This is a genomic window from Psychrobacter frigidicola, assembly GCF_007997305.1.
Taxonomy (GTDB): domain Bacteria; phylum Pseudomonadota; class Gammaproteobacteria; order Pseudomonadales; family Moraxellaceae; genus Psychrobacter; species Psychrobacter frigidicola.
The window spans coordinates 641509-663395 of the sequence record NZ_VORZ01000001.1; the positions used below are offsets into that span (position 1 = coordinate 641509).

Annotated in this window: 19 protein-coding genes and 1 pseudogene; 12 read left to right on the forward strand and 8 right to left on the reverse strand. The window is 43.6% G+C overall.

What is annotated here, in order from left to right:
- Positions 1-5: 5 nt before the first annotated feature.
- Complete coding sequence (locus tag ES754_RS02585; protein ID WP_147221776.1) at positions 6-683, reverse strand: response regulator transcription factor; 678 nt, start codon at positions 681-683, stop codon at positions 6-8.
- A 274-nt stretch (positions 684-957) separates the two neighbouring features.
- Here ES754_RS02585 and ES754_RS02590 point away from each other — a divergent pair, with 274 nt between their 5' ends.
- The 5 genes from ES754_RS02590 to glcF all read left to right on the forward strand — a co-directional run bounded on the left by ES754_RS02590 (position 958) and on the right by glcF (position 7711).
- Positions 958-1446 carry a Spy/CpxP family protein refolding chaperone gene (locus tag ES754_RS02590; protein WP_147221778.1) on the forward strand — a complete coding sequence of 163 codons (489 nt, stop codon included), beginning with the start codon at positions 958-960 and terminating at the stop codon, positions 1444-1446.
- A gap of 253 nt (positions 1447-1699) precedes the next feature.
- On the forward strand, positions 1700-3658 hold the full coding sequence (gene ggt / locus ES754_RS02595) for a gamma-glutamyltransferase (RefSeq protein ID WP_147221780.1): 1959 nt from the start codon (positions 1700-1702) through the stop codon (positions 3656-3658).
- A 257-nt stretch (positions 3659-3915) separates the two neighbouring features.
- Complete coding sequence (locus ES754_RS02600; RefSeq protein WP_147221783.1) at positions 3916-5397, forward strand: FAD-linked oxidase C-terminal domain-containing protein; 1482 nt, start codon at positions 3916-3918, stop codon at positions 5395-5397.
- Positions 5394-6461 (forward strand): glycolate oxidase subunit GlcE, encoded by a 1068-nt coding sequence (gene glcE / locus ES754_RS02605; protein WP_147221785.1) that lies wholly within the window; start codon positions 5394-5396, stop codon positions 6459-6461. The genes ES754_RS02600 and glcE overlap by 4 nt, the downstream gene beginning before the upstream one ends.
- Before the next feature lie 38 nt (positions 6462-6499).
- On the forward strand, positions 6500-7711 hold the full coding sequence (gene glcF, locus ES754_RS02610) for a glycolate oxidase subunit GlcF (protein ID WP_147221787.1): 1212 nt from the start codon (positions 6500-6502) through the stop codon (positions 7709-7711).
- A gap of 149 nt (positions 7712-7860) precedes the next feature.
- Here glcF and ES754_RS02615 read toward each other — a convergent pair whose 3' ends face one another.
- Entirely contained in the window at positions 7861-8406 is a 546-nt protein-coding gene (locus ES754_RS02615; RefSeq protein ID WP_147221789.1) for a GNAT family N-acetyltransferase, read from the reverse strand.
- Positions 8407-8677: 271 nt separating this feature from the next.
- Between ES754_RS02615 and ES754_RS12465 the strand changes: the two genes are divergently transcribed.
- The 7 genes from ES754_RS12465 to cysE all read left to right on the forward strand — a co-directional run bounded on the left by ES754_RS12465 (position 8678) and on the right by cysE (position 16600).
- Positions 8678-9124, forward strand: coding sequence for a DUF4236 domain-containing protein (locus tag ES754_RS12465; protein ID WP_147221791.1), 447 nt, complete (start codon positions 8678-8680; stop codon positions 9122-9124).
- A 289-nt stretch (positions 9125-9413) separates the two neighbouring features.
- Positions 9414-13118, forward strand: coding sequence for a DNA polymerase III subunit alpha (dnaE, locus tag ES754_RS02625; protein WP_147221793.1), 3705 nt, complete (start codon positions 9414-9416; stop codon positions 13116-13118).
- Positions 13119-13172: 54 nt separating this feature from the next.
- Positions 13173-13430 (forward strand): hypothetical protein, encoded by a 258-nt coding sequence (locus ES754_RS02630; protein WP_147221795.1) that lies wholly within the window; start codon positions 13173-13175, stop codon positions 13428-13430.
- A 43-nt stretch (positions 13431-13473) separates the two neighbouring features.
- Positions 13474-13848, forward strand: coding sequence for an Hpt domain-containing protein (locus tag ES754_RS02635; protein WP_147221797.1), 375 nt, complete (start codon positions 13474-13476; stop codon positions 13846-13848).
- Between the two features lie 47 nt (positions 13849-13895).
- Positions 13896-14822 carry an RNA methyltransferase gene (locus ES754_RS02640; protein WP_147223220.1) on the forward strand — a complete coding sequence of 309 codons (927 nt, stop codon included), beginning with the start codon at positions 13896-13898 and terminating at the stop codon, positions 14820-14822.
- 213 nt (positions 14823-15035) lie between these two features.
- Entirely contained in the window at positions 15036-15479 is a 444-nt protein-coding gene (locus ES754_RS02645; RefSeq protein ID WP_147221799.1) for a YtoQ family protein, read from the forward strand.
- 176 nt (positions 15480-15655) lie between these two features.
- Positions 15656-16600, forward strand: coding sequence for a serine O-acetyltransferase (cysE, locus tag ES754_RS02650; RefSeq protein WP_147221801.1), 945 nt, complete (start codon positions 15656-15658; stop codon positions 16598-16600).
- A 100-nt stretch (positions 16601-16700) separates the two neighbouring features.
- On the opposite strand, the gene ES754_RS12470 is transcribed toward cysE, so the two are convergent.
- The 6 genes and pseudogenes from ES754_RS12470 to ES754_RS02680 form a co-directional block, all read right to left on the reverse strand.
- Entirely contained in the window at positions 16701-16835 is a 135-nt protein-coding gene (locus ES754_RS12470; RefSeq protein WP_147223222.1) for a DUF924 family protein, read from the reverse strand.
- A 141-nt stretch (positions 16836-16976) separates the two neighbouring features.
- Positions 16977-17108, reverse strand: a pseudogene (locus ES754_RS12475) (DUF924 family protein); the annotation flags it as partial.
- Positions 17109-17305: 197 nt separating this feature from the next.
- Positions 17306-17785 carry a 2-amino-4-hydroxy-6-hydroxymethyldihydropteridine diphosphokinase gene (locus ES754_RS02665; RefSeq protein ID WP_227677737.1) on the reverse strand — a complete coding sequence of 160 codons (480 nt, stop codon included), beginning with the start codon at positions 17783-17785 and terminating at the stop codon, positions 17306-17308.
- Between the two features lie 13 nt (positions 17786-17798).
- The gene (gene folB / locus ES754_RS02670; protein WP_420825329.1) at positions 17799-18227 is read right to left on the reverse strand and encodes a dihydroneopterin aldolase; all 429 of its coding nucleotides are present in this window, start codon (positions 18225-18227) and stop codon (positions 17799-17801) included.
- Positions 18228-18275: 48 nt separating this feature from the next.
- Positions 18276-19226 carry an EamA family transporter RarD gene (gene rarD, locus ES754_RS02675; RefSeq protein WP_147221803.1) on the reverse strand — a complete coding sequence of 317 codons (951 nt, stop codon included), beginning with the start codon at positions 19224-19226 and terminating at the stop codon, positions 18276-18278.
- A 217-nt stretch (positions 19227-19443) separates the two neighbouring features.
- Positions 19444-21816 carry a bifunctional prephenate dehydrogenase/3-phosphoshikimate 1-carboxyvinyltransferase gene (locus ES754_RS02680; RefSeq protein ID WP_147221805.1) on the reverse strand — a complete coding sequence of 791 codons (2373 nt, stop codon included), beginning with the start codon at positions 21814-21816 and terminating at the stop codon, positions 19444-19446.
- Between the last annotated feature and the right edge of the window lie 71 nt (positions 21817-21887).

Below are 21887 nucleotides of genomic sequence, written 5' to 3' on the forward strand. Positions count from 1 at the left end.
TGTCATTACAGTACCAGCTGATAGCCCTTACCACGAATCGCCTTGATGGGCTCATCATGGAAAGGTTGCAGTTTTTTACGCAGGCGCGACACATGTACATCAAGGCTGCGGTCGAACGGTTGCAGCTCACGTTGCAAAACATGTTGTGATAGCCACGCTTTACTGACTACTTCCCCTTTTTGCCTTAATAAAGCCACCAATAGGTCAAACTCGGTGCCAGTGACTTGTAGCGCGACATTATCTATCTGGCAAATGCGCTGAGTTTGGTCAAGATGCAAGCGGCTCTCTGGTAACGGGGTATGCTCTGAGGATGCGGCAGTGGTGCGTTTAATCACGGCATTGATACGCGCCAGTAGCTCGCGTGGATTACAAGGTTTGGTAATATAGTCATCAGCGCCCAGCTCTAGGCCAATAATACGGTCAATCTCATCGCCTTTTGCCGTCAACATAATCACTGGAATATCACTAATGGCGGGCAACTGGCGCAAGACACTTAAACCATCCATCTTTGGCATCATGATATCAAGTACCAGTAAATCATAAGCAGAGGCATGCTCTTTAAGCCGTTGCATCACGGCCTCGCCATCGTGTACGCAGTCGCACCTGATACCATGATTGTGCAGATACTCTTGTAATAACTGGGTTAGTTCCTCGTCATCATCACCTAGCAAAATATTGGGCATCTTAGACTCCTTATTATTAAGTGCTTTATTATTAAGTGCTTTATTGTTCAACAGCTTATAAGCCATATTATCAGGCAACTAGCGGACGATGCGCCACAAACGTTACCTTTCTTAATGTTTCATAAATGTTTGTAACCTCGGTCTGTCCTATTATGGGTTCTATCGACAGCGGCTATTCACATTAGCAACTCACCATAACGGCTCTTATTATGGTCAAAATATAGCGCTGATAAGATAACCATTAACCCTTAATAAAATACAACAAGGAAACATGATGAAAAAACTATTGATGACTACCGTATTGGCCGCCTCTACTCTGTTTGTTGTTACCACTGGTGCGAACGCCAGTCCAATGACTCATAGCGCAGCGTCCAGTAGCATGCAACATAAAAGCGGTATGAAAAGTCACTTCTCACAGCTGAATTTGACCGCTGACCAAGAAGCAAAAATCAAAGCCATTATGCAAGAAAAATATGGCGCCCAACAAGGCAAGCGCGGAGACTATAAAGCAGAGCGCGCGCAAATGCAGCAGCAGATGCAAACGTTAACCGATAGTAAGACCTTGAATACGGCTACCGTTAACCGTTTGGCAGATCAGCAAGCGGCTAAAACCAAGCAGCGCTTTATCGACCGTGTACAAACCCAACATGCCATCTCGCAAGTACTGACCACTGAACAACGTGCAAAAATGGCACAACTAAAGACTGAAAGACAGGCTAAAGGTCGTCAGCATTGGGAAAGTCGTAAAACAAATGCTAAGTAATAAGTAGTGTTACGATTATTATAAATAGGGTATAAAAAAAGCGCATCTTAATTGGTGCGCTTTTTTTGTTGTGTTGATTGATATTTTTTTATAAAAAAACTTACCGCAACTATTAGAACATTCCCATCACTTACAACGAAAGTTGATAAACACCTTCCTGCTAGCTACTAATTTCGTTACTATTGACTTGTGACCTATTTTTTTATACCGCCAAAAGCTTGGCTTATCTTTTACTCGTAAAAAGGATTTTGCGATGCAAAACTTAATATCAAAGACTGAGCAAGAGTCTCAGTGTCTGAATTTTCAAAATAAAACAGCCATTAAAGCTGCTATTTTACTTGTTAGTAGTACCTTTTTAGTATCCATATCCGCCCATGCGCTTGAGCCGATCAACAGTAATACAACCAATACGACTGACATTAATACTAGCGCCATTAACCTCGCTATCATGTCTCAAGCACCAACGGTGTTGTCCGAAACTCAGCGTATTACAGTTGCGGCGCCTAATAGTCTAAAAAAAGCCCCTAGCACGACGATAGCCACACCTACCGCTAAAACTGACCAAGCTATCTTCTCAAATGATGCTATCCAGCATCCGCTATGGGCTAAGAACGGTATGGTTGCCAGCCAAGAAGCGATTGCTTCGGATATTGGACTACAAATTCTGAAACAAGGCGGTAATGCCGTTGATGCTAGTGTTGCGGTTGGTTTTGCACTGGCAGTGACCTTACCGCGCGCAGGTAATATTGGCGGTGGCGGCTTTATGATGATTTATGATGCCAAACAAGGCAAAACGGTCGCGCTCGATTACCGTGAAAAAGCACCGAGCAGCGCCTCGCGTGATATGTATCTTGATGCGGATGGCAATGCAGTTAGTGACTTATCCCGCTATCATGGTTTGGCTATCAGCGTTCCGGGCACAGTGGCAGGGCTACTAAAAGCACTAGAAGACCATGGCACGATGAGCCGCGGGCAAGTGATGGCACCAGCGATTGCATTAGCTGAGAAAGGGTTTGTAGTAACGCCAGGTTTGACGGAGTCGCTAGAAGCATTAAGCGAGCGTATGCAAAAATGGCCAAGTACCAAAAAAATATTCTTTAAACCCGATGGCAGTGCCTATCAACCCGGTGAACGCTTAAAACAACCGGAGCTTGCCCAATCCCTTAAGCTGATTGCGGCACAAGGAAAAGACGGATTTTATAAAGGCGAGACTGCCCGTAAAATAGTCAAGGCAGTGAATGAGGCTGGCGGTAGTATGAGCTTGCAAGATCTAGCCAATTATCAAGCCATCGCGCGTAAACCAGTCAAAGGTAATTATCGCGGTTATGAGATTGTCTCTATGCCACCGCCCTCCTCTGGCGGTATCCATATCGTGCAGATTTTAAATATTCTAGAGGGCTACCCGCTAAAAGATTATGGCCAAAATAGCGCCCAAACGATTCACTTAATGAGTGAGGCAATGCAGCTCGCCTATGCTGATCGTGCGGAATATTTGGGAGATTCAGACTTTATTGACGTTCCTGTCAGCGGTCTGACTGCGCGCCCTTATGCGGACAAGCTGCGTAATTTAATTAATCCTAATAAAGCCACACCTGCTGCGACTGTTAAAGCTAATAACCCTCTACCGTATGAGAGCGACCAAACCACGCATTTCTCTATTGTTGATAAAGACGGTAACGCGGTGGCGAATACTTATACCTTAAACTTCTCTTATGGCACTGGAATGGTCGCTGAAGGTACTGGGATTTTATTGAATAATGAGATGGATGATTTTTCAGCTAAGCCGGGTGTGCCAAATGGTTATGGATTACTTGGTGGTGAAGCCAACGCCGTTGAAGCGGATAAACGCCCTTTATCTTCTATGAGTCCAACCTTGGTATTTAAAGACAACAAGCCTTTTATTGTTACAGGTAGTCCAGGTGGTAGCCGTATTATCACGACGGTTACTCAAATTATCTCTAACGTCATCGACCATGATATGAACATCGCTGAGGCGACTCATGCACCGCGTATTCATGACCAATGGCTGCCGGATGAGATACGCGTCGAAAAAGCACTCAATATTGACACCATTAAAAAGCTAGAATCAATGGGACATAAAGTTAGTCCACAAGAAGCAATGGGCTCAACACAATCTATTATGATTACGCCAACGGGTATATACGGTGCATCAGACCCGCGTATTGTAGATGCGGCAGTGGTTGGGTATTAATTTAGCTTGCTCCTTATAAATGAGAGCCACTAAATTGCGTGTATAGCATTCTTATAAACGGTTTGAAATAACGGATAGAAAGACATTACTTTTCAATTTAATTTTGAATTGAGATCGGTCAGTACATTTTTATCCGTTTTCTTTATACGCCTTTTTTTATTAATGATAGATTCTGAATCATTATTGTTGGACTCTACACATCAAAGATGTCATTATTTTCGTATTGACAATAAATACGAGCTAGGGAGAGCAGCGTTATGAATCAGATTAAAAGCCCCGATAAAGCCGCATTAGTGCAGATGTTTCGTGCCTTTATTGAGCCTGAGTATGTGATCAGTGATGAAGAAACTCAGCGGCCTTTTGAGTGTGATGGCTTGTCTGTGTATTGCGATATGCCGCTGATAGTGGTGCTACCAGATACCGTTGAGCAAGTTCAAGAAGTAATGCGGATTTGCTATCGCTATCAGATTCCTGTGGTAGCCCGTGGTGCCGGCACTGGTCTTTGTGCAGGGGCTATGCCCAATCCTGATGGTGTATTGTTAGTATTATCGCGTTTTAAGTATATTCTTGATATTGACCCTTTAGCCCGTAGCGCACGTTTACAACCAGGCGTCCGTAACTTAGCCATTAGTGAAGCGGCGAGTATTTATGGCTTGTATTACGGTCCAGATCCCTCCTCGCAGATTGCGTGTACCATAGGCGGCAATGTCGCAGAAAACTCTGGGGGCGTGCACTGCCTTAAATATGGATTAACGGTACATAACTTATTGAAAGTAGAAATGGTGACCGTTGAAGGCGATTTGATTAGCATAGGCAGCGAAGGATTGGATAGTAACGGCTTTGATCTAATGGCCTTGATTACTGGTTCTGAAGGGTTGCTAGGCATAGTTACTGAGGTGACAGTCAAACTTTTACCTAGCCCTGAAAAAGCACAGGTAATTATGGCTGCTTTTGATAACGTACAAACGGCAGGTGACGCAGTAGGTGACGTGATTGCCAAAGGGATTATTCCTGCTGGGCTTGAGATGATGGACAGCCTAGCTATTATAGCTGCCGAGGCTTTTGTTCATGCCGGCTATCCTACCGATGCTAAGGCACTGCTGTTATGCGAACTGGATGGTAGCGCAGCTGAGGTTCAAGAACAGATTGCGGAAGTCGAGCAACTTTTCATTCAGCTGGGTGCCACCTCAACTCGAGTATCTCAGAGCGAGGCGGAACGTGCTTTATTATGGAAAGGCCGTAAGTCAGCGTTTCCAGCCGTAGGTAGGATATCAGCGGACTACTATTGTATGGATGGCACCATTCCTCGTAGCCAACTTGCTCATGTACTGACTGAAATGGAAAAAATGTCAGAACACTACGGTTTACGAGTTGCCAATGTGTTTCATGCCGGTGATGGTAATTTGCATCCGTTAATCTTATTTGATGCCAATGTGGCTGGTGATTTTGAAAAAACCGAAGAGTTTGGCGGTCGTATCTTAGAGCTATGTGTGGAAGTAGGCGGTTGTATCACCGGTGAACATGGCGTCGGCATAGAAAAGATTCGGCAAATGAGGGTGCAGTTTAACGAGCAAGAATTAATCCAGTTTCACGCTATTAAACATGCATTCGACCCTATTGGCACACTGAATCCGGGTAAAGGCATTCCTGTGCTTAAAAACTGTCAAGAATATCGTGCACTCGATAGGAGTAAAGTCGAGTCAGCGCATCAGCATCAATCACAGGGAGAGCTAGCATGAGTGATACCGATATAAGTCATGAGCTGATCGAACAAGTTAAACAGGCCAGCGCTTATGGCAAAAAATTAAAAATAGTTGGTGGTGGTAGTAAGGATTTTATGGGTCGGCAGTCTGAAGGTGAACCCATTAGTATTGCCAAGCATAGCGGTATTGTCAGCTATGAGCCGATTGAACTGGTGCTTACTGCTCGAGCAGGTACACCGTTAATTGAGATCAACGCCGCTTTAGCTGAACACCATCAAAGATTGGCGTTTGAGCCGCCACTATTTGATGGACGCGCAACTTTGGGTGGTACTTTAGCAAGCCATTTATCGGGACCAGGTCGACCGTGGAATGGTTCGATAAGAGATCACGTCCTAGGTATTCGCTTGATTAATGGCCGCGCAGAAGAGCTACGCTTTGGCGGTCAAGTGATGAAAAACGTGGCAGGATATGATGTATCACGCATGCAGGCTGGCGCGATGGGTACCCTGGGTATCATTAGCGAGGTCAGTCTAAAAATAATGCCCAAACCTGCTGCAACCATAACGCTTAAGCAAGAAATGAATGCGGCACAAGCCATTGCAGAGATGAATCGTTTGGCTGGACAAGCTAAGCCCTTAACCGCTGCTTGTTGGTTTGATAATCATCTTTATTTGCGATTAGAAGGTGCGCGTAGTGCGGTAGACAGTACAGTTACCCAGTGGCAAGGCACGGTATTAAAAGATGGCGATGATTTATGGGCACAGTTACGTGAGCAACAATTGGATTACTTTGCTGACAAGAACGCCCCTTTATGGCGGTTTTCAGTCAATAGTAATGCTGGACATTTATTACCAGAAGAGAGTTGGCTCATTGACTGGGGTGGTAGCCAACGTTGGCTACGCGGTGACTTTGCAACTGATGAATTAGAAGCCTTGGCTGAGAGCGCAGGTGGACAAGTAAGCCTTTATCGTGGTGGCGATCGACTACAAGACGTTTTTCACACACAGCCTGATGCGCTGCGTAAACTTCATCAGCGGCTCAAGCAGGCATTCGATCCAAGCGGAGTTTTTAACCCCGGTCGTCTTTATAGCTGGATGTAATCGCTAGATTTAATAGCCGAATGGAATAGGAAGACATCATGCGTACCCAAATTAATGTGAAATATCTAGAGCATCCAGAAATTGAAGAAGCCGATTCTATTTTGCGTAGCTGTGTACACTGTGGATTTTGTAATGCGACTTGTCCCACTTATCAAGAGCTGGGTGATGAACGCGATGGTCCACGCGGACGTATTTATTTAATTAAGCAAATGTTAGAAACTGGGGATGTCAGTGAAAAAACTCAGACTCATTTAGACCGTTGTCTGACCTGTCGTAGCTGCGAGACCACTTGTCCATCTGGAGTACAGTATGGCCGCTTGGCTGAAATCGGCCGCGGCATTATGGAAGTTCAGCTAGAACGCCCTTTTCAGCAAAAGCTACTACGATGGTTGATACGTAAAGTCTTACCTTACTCACGCCGCTTCGGAGCGTTGTTACGTTTAGGGCAGTCAGTGCGACCAGTATTGCCTGGCAGTCTAAAAGCTGTGGTGCCCATTAAACAGGTCAAACTCGCTATGCCAGCTCAACAGCATACGCGTCGGATGTTGGTACTAGCAGGCTGTGCCCAACCTGCCGCCACTCCGAACACCAATATTGTAGCAGCGCGCGTGCTTGATAAATTAGGCATTAGCTTGTTCACAGCGCCTGAAGCAGGATGCTGCGGCGCTGTAAGTTATCATCTTTCTGCACATGAGGAAGGGCTAGAATTTATGCGCCGTAATATCGATGCGTGGTGGCCTCATATTGAAGCAGGAGTAGAAGCTATTGTTATTAGTGCCTCTGGTTGTGGCTCAATGGTCAAAGATTATGGTGAAAAACTCAGTAAAGATACTGCTTATGCCGCCAAAGCAAAACGGGTTAGTGAGCTTGCAAAGGATATTGGTGAGGTATTATTTAAAGAAGACTTAAGCCAGCTACAGCTGCAAGGATTGGGTCGCAAAACAGCGGTACACTGCCCGTGTTCCTTGCAACATGCTCAGCAATTGGGTGGTCTAGTTGAACAACTTCTGCAGCAAGCTGGTGTTGAGCTGACCCGCACGCAGAATGGACACTTATGTTGTGGCTCTGCTGGAACCTACTCAATACTCCAGCCAGAGATGAGCCAGCAATTACTCACTAATAAGTTAGCGGACTTAACCGTTGGTAATCCAGAACAAATAGTAACCGCTAATGTTGGTTGCCAGATGCACTTAGGCAGCAAATCACCAGTACCAGTGAAGCATTGGATTGAATTGTTAGATCCACAGTAATGTGAGTTGTGAGTGCATAATTACAGATACATAATGGTAGGTGCACTGCTAAGCCATACTCGGTAAATAATGTGTTACTGCAATTATAGCGTCTAGCTAACTAAGCCCTCGTTACCTTAATAGAACGAGGGCTTAGTTATGGAGAGTTTTTATGAACAGTACTTTTTTATAGTATCAATACTTCTTGTCATCTTAATATCTACTATTTTAATCTCCTCATATAACTCTTCACTACTCTCTCCGCTAGCTATAAAACCGTGCTTTTTATAAAAGTTAATAGCGGAGATATTATCTTTTAGTACCCATAAGCATAGGCTAGGATTATGAGTACTTTTCAATATAGTAGTCAAAGCTTGCCTCATCAACTGAGTACCGATACCTAAGTTATGACACTCAGGAAGCACATATAAGGTAGTAATTTCATAATCATTACCCTTACTAAAATACCCAATAAACCCTACGTAATTTTGCTTATTATTGTCATCATCATTATCACTACTATCGCAGGCCATCCACACACTGACATTAGGATGAGCTATCACCTCCTGCCACACCTCCTTTCTCTTAGCCAAACTATTTTCTTTATTGATATATGACTTAGGTAAAAGCGCCAAATAAGCAGCATTCCAACTAATGAAGTGAATGTTAGCAATATCTATATAATCTTCTTGCCTTGCTTCACGAATAAGAAACATACCTTGCTCCAAACATTAAACTTCAAAACTCTTTAGATTTTAGTAAATATAAAAAACCATAGCATTTAATCAAAATCAATCAAAAAACCGTCTCGGCTATTAAATAATTTTTATTATCTATCCATATGCCTATCTAACAACCCATGTATCCAAAGAATATCAAAAACAATATTCGAGGGTTGCAAAGCAATAGCCCAAGGCTATACTGCATATGATTAAGTAACAATACGAAGAATAAAAATATCCAACCTTGAATAGGTGAAAAACAGACATGAGCTTTCGATTTAGAAAAAGTATCAAGCTTGCACCCGGTGTACGTATTAATCTGACCAAAAAAGGGGTTTCCAGCCTCTCAGTAGGCAAACGCGGCGCCACTGTCAACGTCGGCAAAAAAGGTACGCGCGGAACCGTTGGCATTCCTGGTAGTGGACTGTCTTATTCTTCTTATAAATCACATAGTGAGTCAAAGCGCCAACCACCACAAGCGCTTTCCCAAAACAAGCATCCGACTCGACCGCCTCCTCCCTCAACATACAATATCGATACTAATTCTAATTCTGCTACTGAACAAAGGCAAGTCAGCATTCTGCTAGGTATTGGCATTTTTTTAGTACCTCTTATTTTTGCATGGTTCACCCTTAGACAAGGCTACTCAACGGCTAGCCGCGCTATTAGTATGGTGTGGATGATTCTTGTCATTGTGGCGATGCGCTCATAATAAGGCTGATAATAACTGCAGTTTTATACGATTTTTGACTCTATTATTTATACTGGTTGTAAGTATACGCCGCTGAATCAGTGGCTGTTAAGATGAAATAATGCTATTATTACTGGCTGAGATAAAGAGTGCGATCTAGGGCTGTTAATGCCTTATTTTTGTTTACATACTATTATAGGTTATTGATTTATAATATTTTATTTAAATTTTAATAACTATAAATCTTTCCTTTTATTTAAAAAAACTATCAGCGTATTCTCCTTTTTGCTTGCATCAGTAAGAGTCTTTTATGGCATTTGTACACCTTGGCATTCACAGCGAATATTCGATTACCGATTCTATCGTACGTATCAAGCCGTTAGTCAAAGCGGCAGCGGCTGACAATCAGCGCGCTTTAGCTTTGACCGATTTATCTAATCTATACGCCACGGTTAAGTTTTATCGTGCCTGCCTAGGTGCGGGCATTAAGCCGATTATTGGCAGTGAAGTCATCATGGATAATGAAGACTCGCGCTTAGTGCTACTGGCCATGAATAATGAGGGCTATCAAAACATCACCCGTATCGTGTCACTGGGGTTTACCGAAGGGCGCGCAGAGGTTGCCAATCATGGCGTCCCTATCGTTAAGCGTAGCCACATTCTTGAGCATGCCGCTGGCGTTATTGTGCTGTTTACCGAAAAGTCAGATGTGGGTCAAGCTCTGGTTAGCTCGATGCCAGAAAAGGCGGATGAGCTACTTCTCGAATGGCAGGGACAGTTTGATGACCGCTTATATTTTGCGATTAAACGTACCAATCGTGCCGGTGAAGATGCCTTTATCAAAACGGCTATTCATGCGGGTGCTAAATACAATATTCCTATTATTGCTCATAATGATGTGCGATTTTTAGAGCAAGACGACTTCGATGCCCATGAAGCACGCGTCTGTATTGCTGGCTCGTATGTTCTTGCTGACCTCAATCGCCCGCAAAATTACTCTGATGAGCAGTATCTAAAAACCCAGACGCAGATGCAGCAGTTATTTGCGGATATCCCTCAAGTCATTGACAACACCATACGGCTGGCTACCCGCTGTAATGTGACCTTGACTCTGGGTATTAATGTGTTGCCTGAGTTTCCAGTGCCTGAAGGCGAGACAACCGAATCATTCTTTCGCTTAGAATCGCAGCGCGGGCTTGAACATCGTCTAGAAAAACTCTTCCCAGTTGAGGCACGCAGTAATAATTGGAACGATATCCGTCGAAGATACGATGAGCGTTTGGAGTATGAACTAAAAGTTATTTTATCAATGGGTTTCCCTGGTTACTTTTTAATTGTGATGGACTTTATTCGCTGGGCAAAAGCCAATGGCGTACCAGTCGGTCCCGGTCGTGGTTCCGGTGCTGGCTCCCTCGTCGCTTATGCGCTGAATATTACGGATCTTGATCCTATTCATTATGATTTATTATTTGAGCGCTTTTTGAATCCTGAGCGGGTATCCATGCCCGATTTTGATATTGACTTCTGTATTGACGGTCGTGACCGCGTTATTGACTATGTCGCCCAAACATATGGTCGTGAAGCGGTATCACAAATTATTACCTTTGGTACGATGGCAGCAAAAGCCGTTGTGCGTGATGTGGCGCGAGCACAAAGTAAATCATATTTTCTTGCCAGCAAAATGTCGAAGCTGATACCCAAGACTCCAGGAATGACACTCAATCAAGCACTTGAGCAAGAACCGCAGCTTAAAGACTTAATCTCTAATCCTGATAATATGGATTATGAGGATGCCATTGAGATTTGGGAGATGGCGATTAAGCTTGAAGGTATTTGCCGTAACGTCGGTAAACATGCCGGCGGCGTACTGATTGCTCCGCATAAAATCACGGATTTTAGTGCTATTTATTGTGATGATGATGGCCATCGGGTGAGCCAGTTTGATAAGGATGACGTCGAAGCAGTTGGGCTGGTGAAGTTTGACTTTTTGGGTCTACGTAACTTAACGGTGATTAATGCAGCTGTCGAAAATATTAATAAGCGCCGAGCTAAAGAAGGCGTAGCGGAACTGATATTAGAAGATTTGCCGCTTGATGATGCTAAAGCTTATAAACTATTACAAGATGCCAAAACCACTGCCGTTTTTCAGCTGGAAAGTTCGGGCATGAAAAAATACTTGGCTAAGTTGCAGCCCACTAACATTGAAGACGTCATCGCCATGTGCGCGCTGTATCGACCCGGTCCGCTTGATGCTGGCATGGTTGAGATGTACATTGACCGTAAGCATGGGCGCGAGGAAGTTATCTATGACCACCCTAATCTTGAGCCGATTTTAGAAAATACTAACGGCGTTATCGTCTATCAAGAACAGGTGATGCAGATATCACAGGTCATGGCCGGCTATAGCTTGGGCGGCGCTGACATGCTCCGCCGTGCGATGGGTAAAAAGAAACCGGAGGAAATGGCCAAACAGCGTGATATTTTCGTTACTGGTGCTACGACGCAAGGTATTGATGAGGTCACTTCAGGCGGCGTGTTTGACTTGATGGAAAAGTTTGCCGGTTATGGTTTTAACCGCTCGCATTCTGCTGCTTATGGGGTACTGGCTTATCAAACGGCTTATTTGAAACAATATTATCCTGCTGAATTTATGGCAGCCGTATTAACGTCTGATATGAACAACACCGATAACGTGGTGTTCTTTATCAATGACTGCCGTGAAAACTTTGACTTAACCGTAGTCAATCCTTCCGTTAACCGTAGTGAGTGGCACTTCGTCGCAGATACCCCAACTAACATCATCTATGGCTTAGGCGCGATTAAAGGCGTTGGTGAGAGTGCGGTCGAATCTATTGTTGAGGCGCGTCGACGCGATGGCTATTTCTTGGACTTATATGACTTTTGTCGCCGTGTCGATATTAAAAAAGTCAATAAACGGGCGCTTGAAGCATTAGTAAGTGCGGGCTGTTTTGATGACTTCGCCGCGACCTTGCGGCCTGACTTGCCAAGCGACGAAGCATACGAGATTCGTGGCGCGCTAATGAGTCAGTTGCCAAGCGCAGTGCAAGCGGCCGAGCAAGACCGCCAGAATAAAGAGATTGGTATGATGGATTTGTTCGGCGAGATGGATGGTGCGGTTGCCGCGCCGCCACTTGTTATGACTCCCGAGCTGATTTGGGGTGACAAACATCGCTTAAAAGCTGAGAAAAACACCTTAGGCTTATACTTAACCGGACATCCTATCAATGAATACTTAGATGAGCTAAAGCATTATACTTCAGGCGCGCGACTCAACAAATTGGTCGATACTGGTTATAATGGCAGCTGCTACTTTGCAGGCTTAATCATCGATATGGCAAATTTTGGCAATCGTAACGTGATTACCTTAGATGATGGCACGTCAAGGTTAGAAGTCAGCTGTTATGCGGAGCGCTTTAATCGGGTTAAAGAGCAATTAAAAGTCGATGAAGTAGTGATTATCAAGGGCAGTATTCGTGAGCGCGACGGTCGACTATTTGCGCGCCTTGATAATGCTTTGAGTATGGTCGATGCACGTCTGCGTTGGTTAAAGAAAATTAGCATTAAAGTTCATGGTAGTGACATCAACCTATTAACACGGCTGCAACCCCTGCTAAAATCAGCACAAGCCAGTATTATTCCTGCACCGCGTCTCTCGTATGACAATGATCAGAACGAGCAGAATAGTGGCAGCGCTCATGATAATTATAATAACAATGCTATAAATAATGGCGGCGGTAGCTTATATGATGAAGAGGGTAATGACTTACTAGCGTTAGAGCAGAATATGGATACAGACTATGCTGATCAAGCCCTTAGCAATACCGATGCCTCAATTAATGACAATTGTACACCGCTAGGTCTGAGCATTTATGAAGAGTATGGCATCGCTAACGTTGCCTTATCCGAGCACTGGCGCGTCTATCCTAATGACGATAACCTACAACAGATGAAGAATTTAATTAGCGAAGATAACTTACACTTTCATTACAGCTAACATTTTCATTAGCGCCAACGTTTTCTTTATAGGGTATAGTTTAGGAGCATTATTTTGAGGACTGTGTATGTTAAGTTGCTACAAGTTGTTTGGGTTTTAAGTATTGTTATTGTTTTGGTCTCAGTTTTTCATATTGGCGAAGTCTACCAAAACAATATTTTTTATGAGAAAGTGGAAATCTATCAAAGATTAGCAAACATTGCCGGCGTTTGGTGTGCGATTCTGTTAGTTGTGCAATATTTAACGTTTGCTAGCTGGAACCCCTTTGATTTGTTTAATAACGCTCTAATTGAAAAAGATACTTCAAAATAGACTGTGCCCCTACCACATCTTTTACTCGACGGAATACTCAATCATGACCGACGCTTATTTCACCAAAAATAATATTGATGACGAAATCATCGATAACGAACAGTTTGAAGACATGCGCGACTTGCTAGAAGAGGATTTTTCCGACTTGATACAGACTTATATTATCGACAGTCAACAGCGAATCGATACGCTACGCATGGCTTTAGCTGATAATGACAATGCTAACGGTTTTGAGGCCGCACATGCCTTAAAAGGTGCCAGTGCTAATTTAGGCGCAACGCAATTGGTCCGCCTTGGCGATCAATTACAAGAGGCCTGCCGCGAGCATCAAATCAGCCAACAAGCCGATATTATTGAACAAACAGCTACCGCTTTACAGCGCGTCAAACAAGAAATTACTTTACGCTTGGAACCATAATGAGCCGCGACTTTTTATCAACTACGCCTGCAATACAAACCGAAGATATGAGCTGCTCTACCGCCACTGTCACTGATTACTTATCCTGCCTACAAGTGGTCATGGTCAATACCACCTTGCCGGCCAATATTGGCTCAGCAGCGCGGGCGATGCATACTATGGGCTTATCGCGTTTAACCGTGGTGAATCCAAAGCATCCGATTGATGAGACCAGTATTGCCCATGCCGCAGGTGGTAGTGAGCTATTGTCAGCAGCGCTCATTGCACCTACGTTAGAGGCAGCGATTGCAGACTGCCAGCTGGTATTTGCCGCCAGTAGTCGCAGCCGTCATTTGCCGCGTCCGGTGGTGACACCCACACAAGCGGCTAAAATCATGCTTGATTTTATTGATGGTCAGTTAGCAATCAGTCAAGAGGCAGCATCTAATACACAAACGCTTGATGACAATAGACCCCCTACTAATATTGCTATTTTATTTGGCCGCGAAGATCGTGGTCTGACCAATGAAGAATTGGCCTATGCCGATTATCATATTCAGATTGACGCCAATCCGGCTTATCCCGTGCTTAATGTTGCTTCAGCGGTACAGGTGATTGGCAGCTTTATTTTTGCTTATGCACAAAATCATCATAATGCAGTCAACAACAAAAATGATGAGGATAAAAAAGCTATTGATAAGTTGAATGATACTGATGAATCGACTGGTATAGCCTCGGCATTAACAACCTCAGCAGCACCACATCTATTAGATACCTACTTGCGCCAACAGTGGGACGAGCCTGCAATTACCCAGCAGCAGTTACAGCAGCTCATCCAGCGTACCACTGATTTAATGATTCAGCGCAGCTTAGCCGATAGTACACAGCTAAAATCACTGCCATCGCGGTTGTCTCGTTTAGGCTCACGACTTCAGCTTGACCAAAAAGAGTATCAACTGCTAAGTGCCCTAATAGCTAAAATCTTAAAGGACTAGATAAAATATTAAAGGACTGGCTAAACTTTTAAAAGGCTAAAGCCTACCTACAACGTACAGCGCGCAGGCCTTTTTGTATCATTGACAGCGGGCTGATATACTACAGCACGCTACACTTACTTATTTGATCGCTATTATTTTTTATAACTTAATTATCATAAGCAATGGGCAGCTAATAATTGCATACCATTTAATACTAAAACGGAGTTAACTATGAATTGGACGGTCTATTTATCTGGAGAAATTCACAGCGACTGGCGCCAGAAAATTATGCAAGGTGCTAAAGAGCATAATCTTCCTATTGAATTCACCTCAGCAGTGACTGAACATGACGCCAGTGACGCGGCCGGTGATGTGCTGGGTAAAGATGAGAATGCATTCTGGCGCGACCATAAGTCATCAAAGGTCAATTCGATTCGTACCAAAAATCTAATACAGAAATGTGACATCGCCATCATTCGTTTTGGTGATAAATACAAGCAGTGGAATGCGGCATTCGACGCCGGCTATTGCGCAGCCCTCGGTAAGCCATATATCACCTTACATGCCGATGACATCATTCATCCCTTAAAAGAAGTTGACGCGGCGGCCATGGCTTGGGCGCAAACGCCTGAGCAAGTGGTCGAGCTGCTGAAATATACTACCAGCGGCAGCTAGACGTTGCAGTGATAGTAGAATATATCTAGCAATATGGCGGGCAGACATGACCAATTTTAAATAAAAAGCTACTCTTAATCTCCAAGCTATTTTTATTTATAACTTATAGCTATATTTTATGAGGCAAAGCTGCTATAACTGAAAAGACTGTAATAAAAAATACGATAGGACGCTTTATGTCATTGCCAACCGCCTTGTTCAAATCGCTTAGCCGCATCAAAACAGACTTAAAAGAAGACATTGATGCGGTATTTACCCGTGATCCTGCTGCGCGCAATAGTATGGAGGTCCTACTCACCTACCCTGGTATTCATGCGCTTATCTTACACCGTAGTGCCCATTTTTTATGGCAACATGACCATAAGTTGGCGGCTCGAGTCATATCTTATGGCTCACGCATCATTACCAGCATTGAGATTCACCCTGCTGCCAAAATCGGTAGACGCTTTTTTATTGACCACGGTGTCGGGGTGGTCATCGGCGAGACAGCTGAGATTGGCAATGACGTCACTTTATATCATGGCGTGACTCTTGGCGGTGTGTCATGGAATAATGGCAAACGTCATCCAACCCTAGAGGATGGCGTTATTGTCGGTGCTGGCGCAAAAGTCTTAGGGCCATTTACCGTCGGTAAAGGCGCTAAAATTGGCTCCAATGCCGTGGTGGTAAAGCCGGTACCAGCAGGCGCAACCATGATTGGTAGTGCTGCACGCATGATATCCGACCACCATGATGAAAAAGGCAATCCTATTACTACTGAAGTAAAGGATGCTAAGCAGCAAGAAGAACTGGTGCAAGCCGCGATTAAAAGCCCTGAAGATCAAGGTAATCAACAAGACACCTTTAAAAACGATAGCAAAGTAACTGCTAAAGGCTCCGCCCGTGAAACTGCATTTCAGGCCTATGGCATTGATCAATCCTCACAAGATCCGGTTGCTGAAGCTTTTGCTAAAATGCTGGAACATATCCAACAGTCTGAGAATCGCCTCGATCAGTTACAAGAAGCTATGTGCAAAATAGACCCAAATTTTTGCAAAAAGGAATACGACAAGCTGTGTCTAGAAGATTTAGATGTGATTGGTCAGAGTGATATGAGTAAGGCAGGCGCTGAGCTGAAATAACAATATGCTATAGAAAAAAGAACCAGCTTACTGTCTTTAGAGTAAGCTTAAAAAAGAAGCTGCTGTCAGCTTCTTTTTTAATATTGTCATAATACGTTTATTAAAACGATGAACTGGATTTCTTCAAATACTCTATTTCTTCGATAGTCGAAACCTGGCCCAAAACATCATTACGGTGTGGATAACGGCTAAAATGATCTACGTTGACTTTATGCTTAATCTCAGACCGATGTATTTCGGTACTAGTATATTGTCTAAATAACTGTCCAGCTTATTGATGAATTAATTTTGGTTTGCTATACATATAAGATATTAGAAAAAACTTGCGTTCCTCTAAAATTTTTAATTCTGCTAACATACCCACTACCACCGCCTCTTACGCTAAGGCTAATACCATGGCGTTTTGTGAAAAAACGTCTGACTTAACGCGGTAAATATTATGTGAGAGTTGATATAATATAATAATTTCAGCTAAGCGCCCCTGAATGCTGAAGCGCCAAATATAAAACTCTGCGGCGCGACCTGCGTAATAACATCAGTAAAACGCTCTCTAAGCAGTTTGTCCAAGCCCAAATATTTCTTAAACCATTGTTAGCTGCCCGCTTCTTTGAAACAAAACTCCAATATTTTTTCGTACATGAAAGGCGCCTTTGAGAAAGCTATGGGTAATTATATATAAGCAAGATATCTTGCTTAGCGTATCCTTTAAAAATCAACTCCACTTCCCGCCGCTAACTCCATTATCCCAGCGCTCTCATGCGCTTTAAAAGGATAGCGATTTGCCATTACTATCCATTCATCAATATAAGCTAACTTTATCAATAAAATATCAATATCCATTGTCACTTGTCGTATTGCTGTTGGCGGCGTTTGACGACATCTATGACAGTCACTTTCAAACGATTCAAAAGACTGTTGCAACTGCTGTAAAGTCATTACTGAGTTTAAGTTTAGATAAACACATTGATTGGTATAATCAGGCTTTGAGGTTTCTACTGTCGCCGTAAAATCTGGATTTTTAAAAGCAGTAGACAGCTGTACTTTACCAAGCTCTTGTAGGTCTTCACGCACACGTGATAAATAATATTCAGCTTGATAGTTACTACCCAAAGCTAATAATACCGCCAACACTGGTTGCTGTTGCAATCTTTCAGGAGCAATTTTTCTTAACGTTTCGAGATTCATATTGAGTGAACCTTTATGCATCAGTCGACTTACTATCAACTGGCTCATTATCCGTTATCTTTTTCTCAGCAGCTTTAGCATGACGGGTAATTTGTACCCCAACCACATCAGCCTGTTGAATAGCAGTTGGTTTTGCGACACTTAACGTTACTTTTTGACAAGCATAATTAGCTAACAATCCATCCGCAATTTGCCCCGCTAAATGCTCAAGCAGCTCAGCTTTAATTTCTTTACACCAAGCACTAACATCATCGCAAACAGCTTTATAGTTCAGCGCATCATTCACAGCATCTGATGCAGCAGCTTTACTAATATCAGTTTCAAGCGCGATATCAATCAGTAACGGTTGGGTAATCGCGCGCTCCCACTCATAAACACCAATCACTGCCTCTACTTTCAAACCTTTTACAAACACTACATCAGACTCAGTATGTAACATCATCTCATCCTTGGTAATTATTTTTTTCATTAAATTTTATGACTGTATTTTTTATAATGCTTCATCACGCAGGCGCGCCGCTTTTAGCTGTTTGCTAGGACGGTGACGCCATAAGTCAATGCTAAATAATAGCAGACCAAACCAAATCAGGCCAAATACCGCCAAGCGATGTAAGTCAAATGGCTCGTTATAATAAAATACGGCTAAGAAGAAAATAAAGGTCGGCGTCAGATAATTCATAAAGCTCAAAATACTATAAGCAACCAACTTAGTAGACTTATTAAACATCAATAGCGGTATTAAAGTAATAGGACCCGCGAGCATTAACAGCCAAATATTTGGAGTGAACCAAAAGCTAATCTGACTGCTCACAACATCGGATTGCCAGAACCACCATACAAAAATAGGCACCAACATCGCAGTTTCAACAAACATTGCATCGACGGCAGTCAATGGCGTTTGCCGTTGAATAGTACCATAAGTACTAAAACTAAACGCCAGTATCAAGGATATCCACGGCAAGCTACCGAGCATCACTACTTGGATAACGACTGATAATAATGCAAAGCCGATAGCCACCCATTGCAAAGTACGTAAGCGCTCTTTGAATAAAATCATCGAAAGTGCAACGCCTACTAGCGGCCCGATAAAATATCCTAAGCTTGCCTCTAAGATTTGATCGTGATTCACCGCCCACACATAAGTGAGCCAGTTGGTTGCAATGATTATCCCTGATATAAAGGTTAATGCTATCCATCTTGGGTTTTGTTTAAGGATTTCAATCCACTGCCAACGCTTCGTGACGACCACCACCACCAATAGACACAAAAATGTCCAAATGATACGGTGGCCAATGATTTCGGTCGCATTATAAGCAGCAAGTTGTTTGAAATACAGCGGGAACGTGCCCCAGATAGAAAAAGCGATTAGCGAGGTAACGATACCACGTCTAGTGGTTTTGATGGGTGTCACTGACTTTTTGACGACGTTTTGAGTGGCCATAAGATAAAACAACTTTTTGGAGCAAAATACACCCTTACCATTTTTACTCAACAATAAAAAATAGCAAGGGTGTTAAGTTCACTAGGTGAAAAGATTAAGTGAAATTAAAATAGAAAAGCAATGTATCAATGCCAACAGCGACACTCATACATTGCTAAAAACGATTTCAAAAACAAATTTAAAGTAAGGGCTTATTATAACCCCTCTTTAGTAAAAACTAAGCATTATCGATACTATTATCAATACCACTATCAACTTGGACCGCCATACCAATTTGATTGGCAAGCTCCGCGAAACCTGGGAAACTGGTGTTGACGGTTTCAACCCCTTCGATAGTAATTTGCTGCGATGCACGTAGACTAGCAACGGTAAAGCTCATGGCGATACGGTGGTCATGGTGCGAGACAATGTGACCGCCACCAAATATGGGCTGGCTATTATTTATTTCAGTACCGTTGCCTTCAATACCCTTGCCTTCAATGATAAGACCATCTTCAGTGACGGTACAATCAATGCCAAGCGTTTGTAACCCTTCCGCCATTACCACAATACGGTCCGACTCTTTAACGCGTAGCTCTTTGGCGCCAGTCAAGACCGTACGGCCTTGCGCACAGCTGGCTGCGATAAATAATACTGGGAATTCGTCAATCGCTAGCGGCACTAAGGATTCTGGTATCTCAATACCCATCAAGTTAGAGCTGCGAATAGTGATATCAGCAACAGGCTCACCGCCAACATGCGTCTCATTACTTAAGCTAATATCTGCATTCATAAGCTTAAGAATATCAATAATACCCGTACGCGTCGGGTTAACACCCACTTGCGTTAAAGTCAGCTCGCTGCCTTTACTAATAGCCGCCGCGACCATAAAGAATGCTGCAGAGGAGATATCGGCAGGCACCGCAATATCACCGCCTGTTAGCTTGCCGCCACCTTCAACACTGATACGATTACCATCAACGGTCACCTCATAACCAAAGGCTGATAACATACGCTCAGTATGATCACGGCTGACTTCTGGTTGTGTGACGGTCGTTGTGCCGTCAGCCCATAACCCTGCTAATAACAGACAAGACTTAATCTGTGCTGACGCTACTGGCATATCATAATTGATACCCTGTAGCAGTTTGCCAACATTATCACGACCCGTAATACTTAAGGGTGATGTGCCGCTAGTACCCGTACTTTGAATGACGGCACCCATTTGACGCAAAGGCGCAGCAACGCGTTCCATAGGGCGTTTATTAAGACTGGTATCACCCGTTAACACGCTATCAAATGCTTGTGCCGCTAAAATACCAGACAACAGACGCATACTAGTGCCTGAGTTACCCATATATAGCGGCGTTTTGCTTGGTTTTAGACCATTCATACCAACGCCATGAATAGTAAGACGACCTTTATTAGGTCCCTCAATAGTCACGCCCATATCACGAAAGGCTTGTAGGGTTGCTAAAGCATCTTCCCCTTCCAAAAACCCAGTGACGTGAGTGACACCCTCTGCAAGGCTGCCGAGCATAATGCTGCGGTGCGAGATAGATTTGTCACCAGGAATGGCGATGGTGCCAGTAACGGTAGTGCTTGGTGAGATAACATAAGAAGCTGACATGGCAGAAATATCCGTATAAGGGGTGCTGGCTAACATATGGCCAAAATGTCGCCGTGCAGCTTGCGCACGGCCCAAAAGTCCCATCAGGGCGGTCGAATCTTTATCAATAATGAGCTGGCGCATCGTTTGTAGACAAACACTGTACTCATCAAGAGCACTTACAATCGCGCTTTGGTTGGCAAAAAATATATCATGCCACATTTTTGGATCACTGGCAGCGATACGGCTAAAGTCCCGAAACCCGCCAGCAGCGTAACGAAACATATCTAAATTATCATCATGACTGGCCAGTTGCTCCACCAGATTAAAAGCAAGCAGATGCGGTAGATGACTGGTATGCGCTAATATCGAATCGTGATGCTCGGCATCCATTGCCATCACTGTCGCGCCTACTGCTTCCCATAACTGACGCAGCTTGATAATCGACATATAGTTAGTGGTGGGCAGCTTACAAATGATGACGCTGTGATTGACGAATAGCTCTGCGCGCCGAGCATGATAACCGGAGTTTTCAGCACCAGCAATCGGATGCGCAGGCACTAAACCAATAGGCAAAGTAGTAAACACAGCTTTGGCTGCAGCAATGATATTACCTTTGGTACTACAAACATCGGTAATAATGCAATCACTAGCAAGCTGACCGCTGTTCATAACCCCTTTGATATCAACAAATACTGCCTCTACTGCTTGCACCGGAACGGCAATGACGATTAAATCGCTGCCAGTGATTACTTCGCTCAGCGTTAGACCGCCAGCATCTAATAAGCCTTGCTCAATGCCCGCTTCTAAACTTGGGGCATACCTATCTACCGCGACCAAACGTTTACTCAGGCCATTGTCTTTAATTGCTTGCGCTAAGCTGGCACCAATTAATCCTAAACCAATAATACAGACCTGCTGAAACAATGGTTGTGCCTTGATTAAGGGTTGAGCTTGGTATACCTGCGCTTGGCTATTGGACGTTTTATTTATTTTTTGCATATTATTCTGATTAAGTGGCATTCTGATTTATCATTTAGCTGAACAGATTTTGCTGCTGACGCTTGTGTAAC

Excerpts from the sequence above, each read along its gene's own strand:
- ES754_RS02585 (WP_147221776.1), bottom strand. The coding sequence starts at position 683 with ATGCCCAATATTTTGCTAGGTGATGATGACGAGGAACTAACCCAGTTA.
- ES754_RS02590 (WP_147221778.1), top strand. The coding sequence starts at position 958 with ATGAAAAAACTATTGATGACTACCGTATTGGCCGCCTCTACTCTGTTT.
- ggt (WP_147221780.1), top strand. The coding sequence starts at position 1,700 with ATGCAAAACTTAATATCAAAGACTGAGCAAGAGTCTCAGTGTCTGAAT.
- ES754_RS02600 (WP_147221783.1), top strand. The coding sequence starts at position 3,916 with ATGAATCAGATTAAAAGCCCCGATAAAGCCGCATTAGTGCAGATGTTT.
- glcE (WP_147221785.1), top strand. The coding sequence starts at position 5,394 with ATGAGTGATACCGATATAAGTCATGAGCTGATCGAACAAGTTAAACAG.
- glcF (WP_147221787.1), top strand. The coding sequence starts at position 6,500 with ATGCGTACCCAAATTAATGTGAAATATCTAGAGCATCCAGAAATTGAA.
- ES754_RS02615 (WP_147221789.1), bottom strand. The coding sequence starts at position 8,406 with ATGTTTCTTATTCGTGAAGCAAGGCAAGAAGATTATATAGATATTGCT.
- ES754_RS12465 (WP_147221791.1), top strand. The coding sequence starts at position 8,678 with ATGAGCTTTCGATTTAGAAAAAGTATCAAGCTTGCACCCGGTGTACGT.
- dnaE (WP_147221793.1), top strand. The coding sequence starts at position 9,414 with ATGGCATTTGTACACCTTGGCATTCACAGCGAATATTCGATTACCGAT.
- ES754_RS02635 (WP_147221797.1), top strand. The coding sequence starts at position 13,474 with ATGACCGACGCTTATTTCACCAAAAATAATATTGATGACGAAATCATC.
- ES754_RS02640 (WP_147223220.1), top strand. The coding sequence starts at position 13,896 with ATGAGCTGCTCTACCGCCACTGTCACTGATTACTTATCCTGCCTACAA.
- ES754_RS02645 (WP_147221799.1), top strand. The coding sequence starts at position 15,036 with ATGAATTGGACGGTCTATTTATCTGGAGAAATTCACAGCGACTGGCGC.
- cysE (WP_147221801.1), top strand. The coding sequence starts at position 15,656 with ATGTCATTGCCAACCGCCTTGTTCAAATCGCTTAGCCGCATCAAAACA.
- ES754_RS02665 (WP_227677737.1), bottom strand. The coding sequence starts at position 17,785 with ATGAATCTCGAAACGTTAAGAAAAATTGCTCCTGAAAGATTGCAACAG.
- folB (WP_420825329.1), bottom strand. The coding sequence starts at position 18,227 with ATGATGTTACATACTGAGTCTGATGTAGTGTTTGTAAAAGGTTTGAAA.
- rarD (WP_147221803.1), bottom strand. The coding sequence starts at position 19,226 with ATGGCCACTCAAAACGTCGTCAAAAAGTCAGTGACACCCATCAAAACC.
- ES754_RS02680 (WP_147221805.1), bottom strand. The coding sequence starts at position 21,816 with ATGCAAAAAATAAATAAAACGTCCAATAGCCAAGCGCAGGTATACCAA.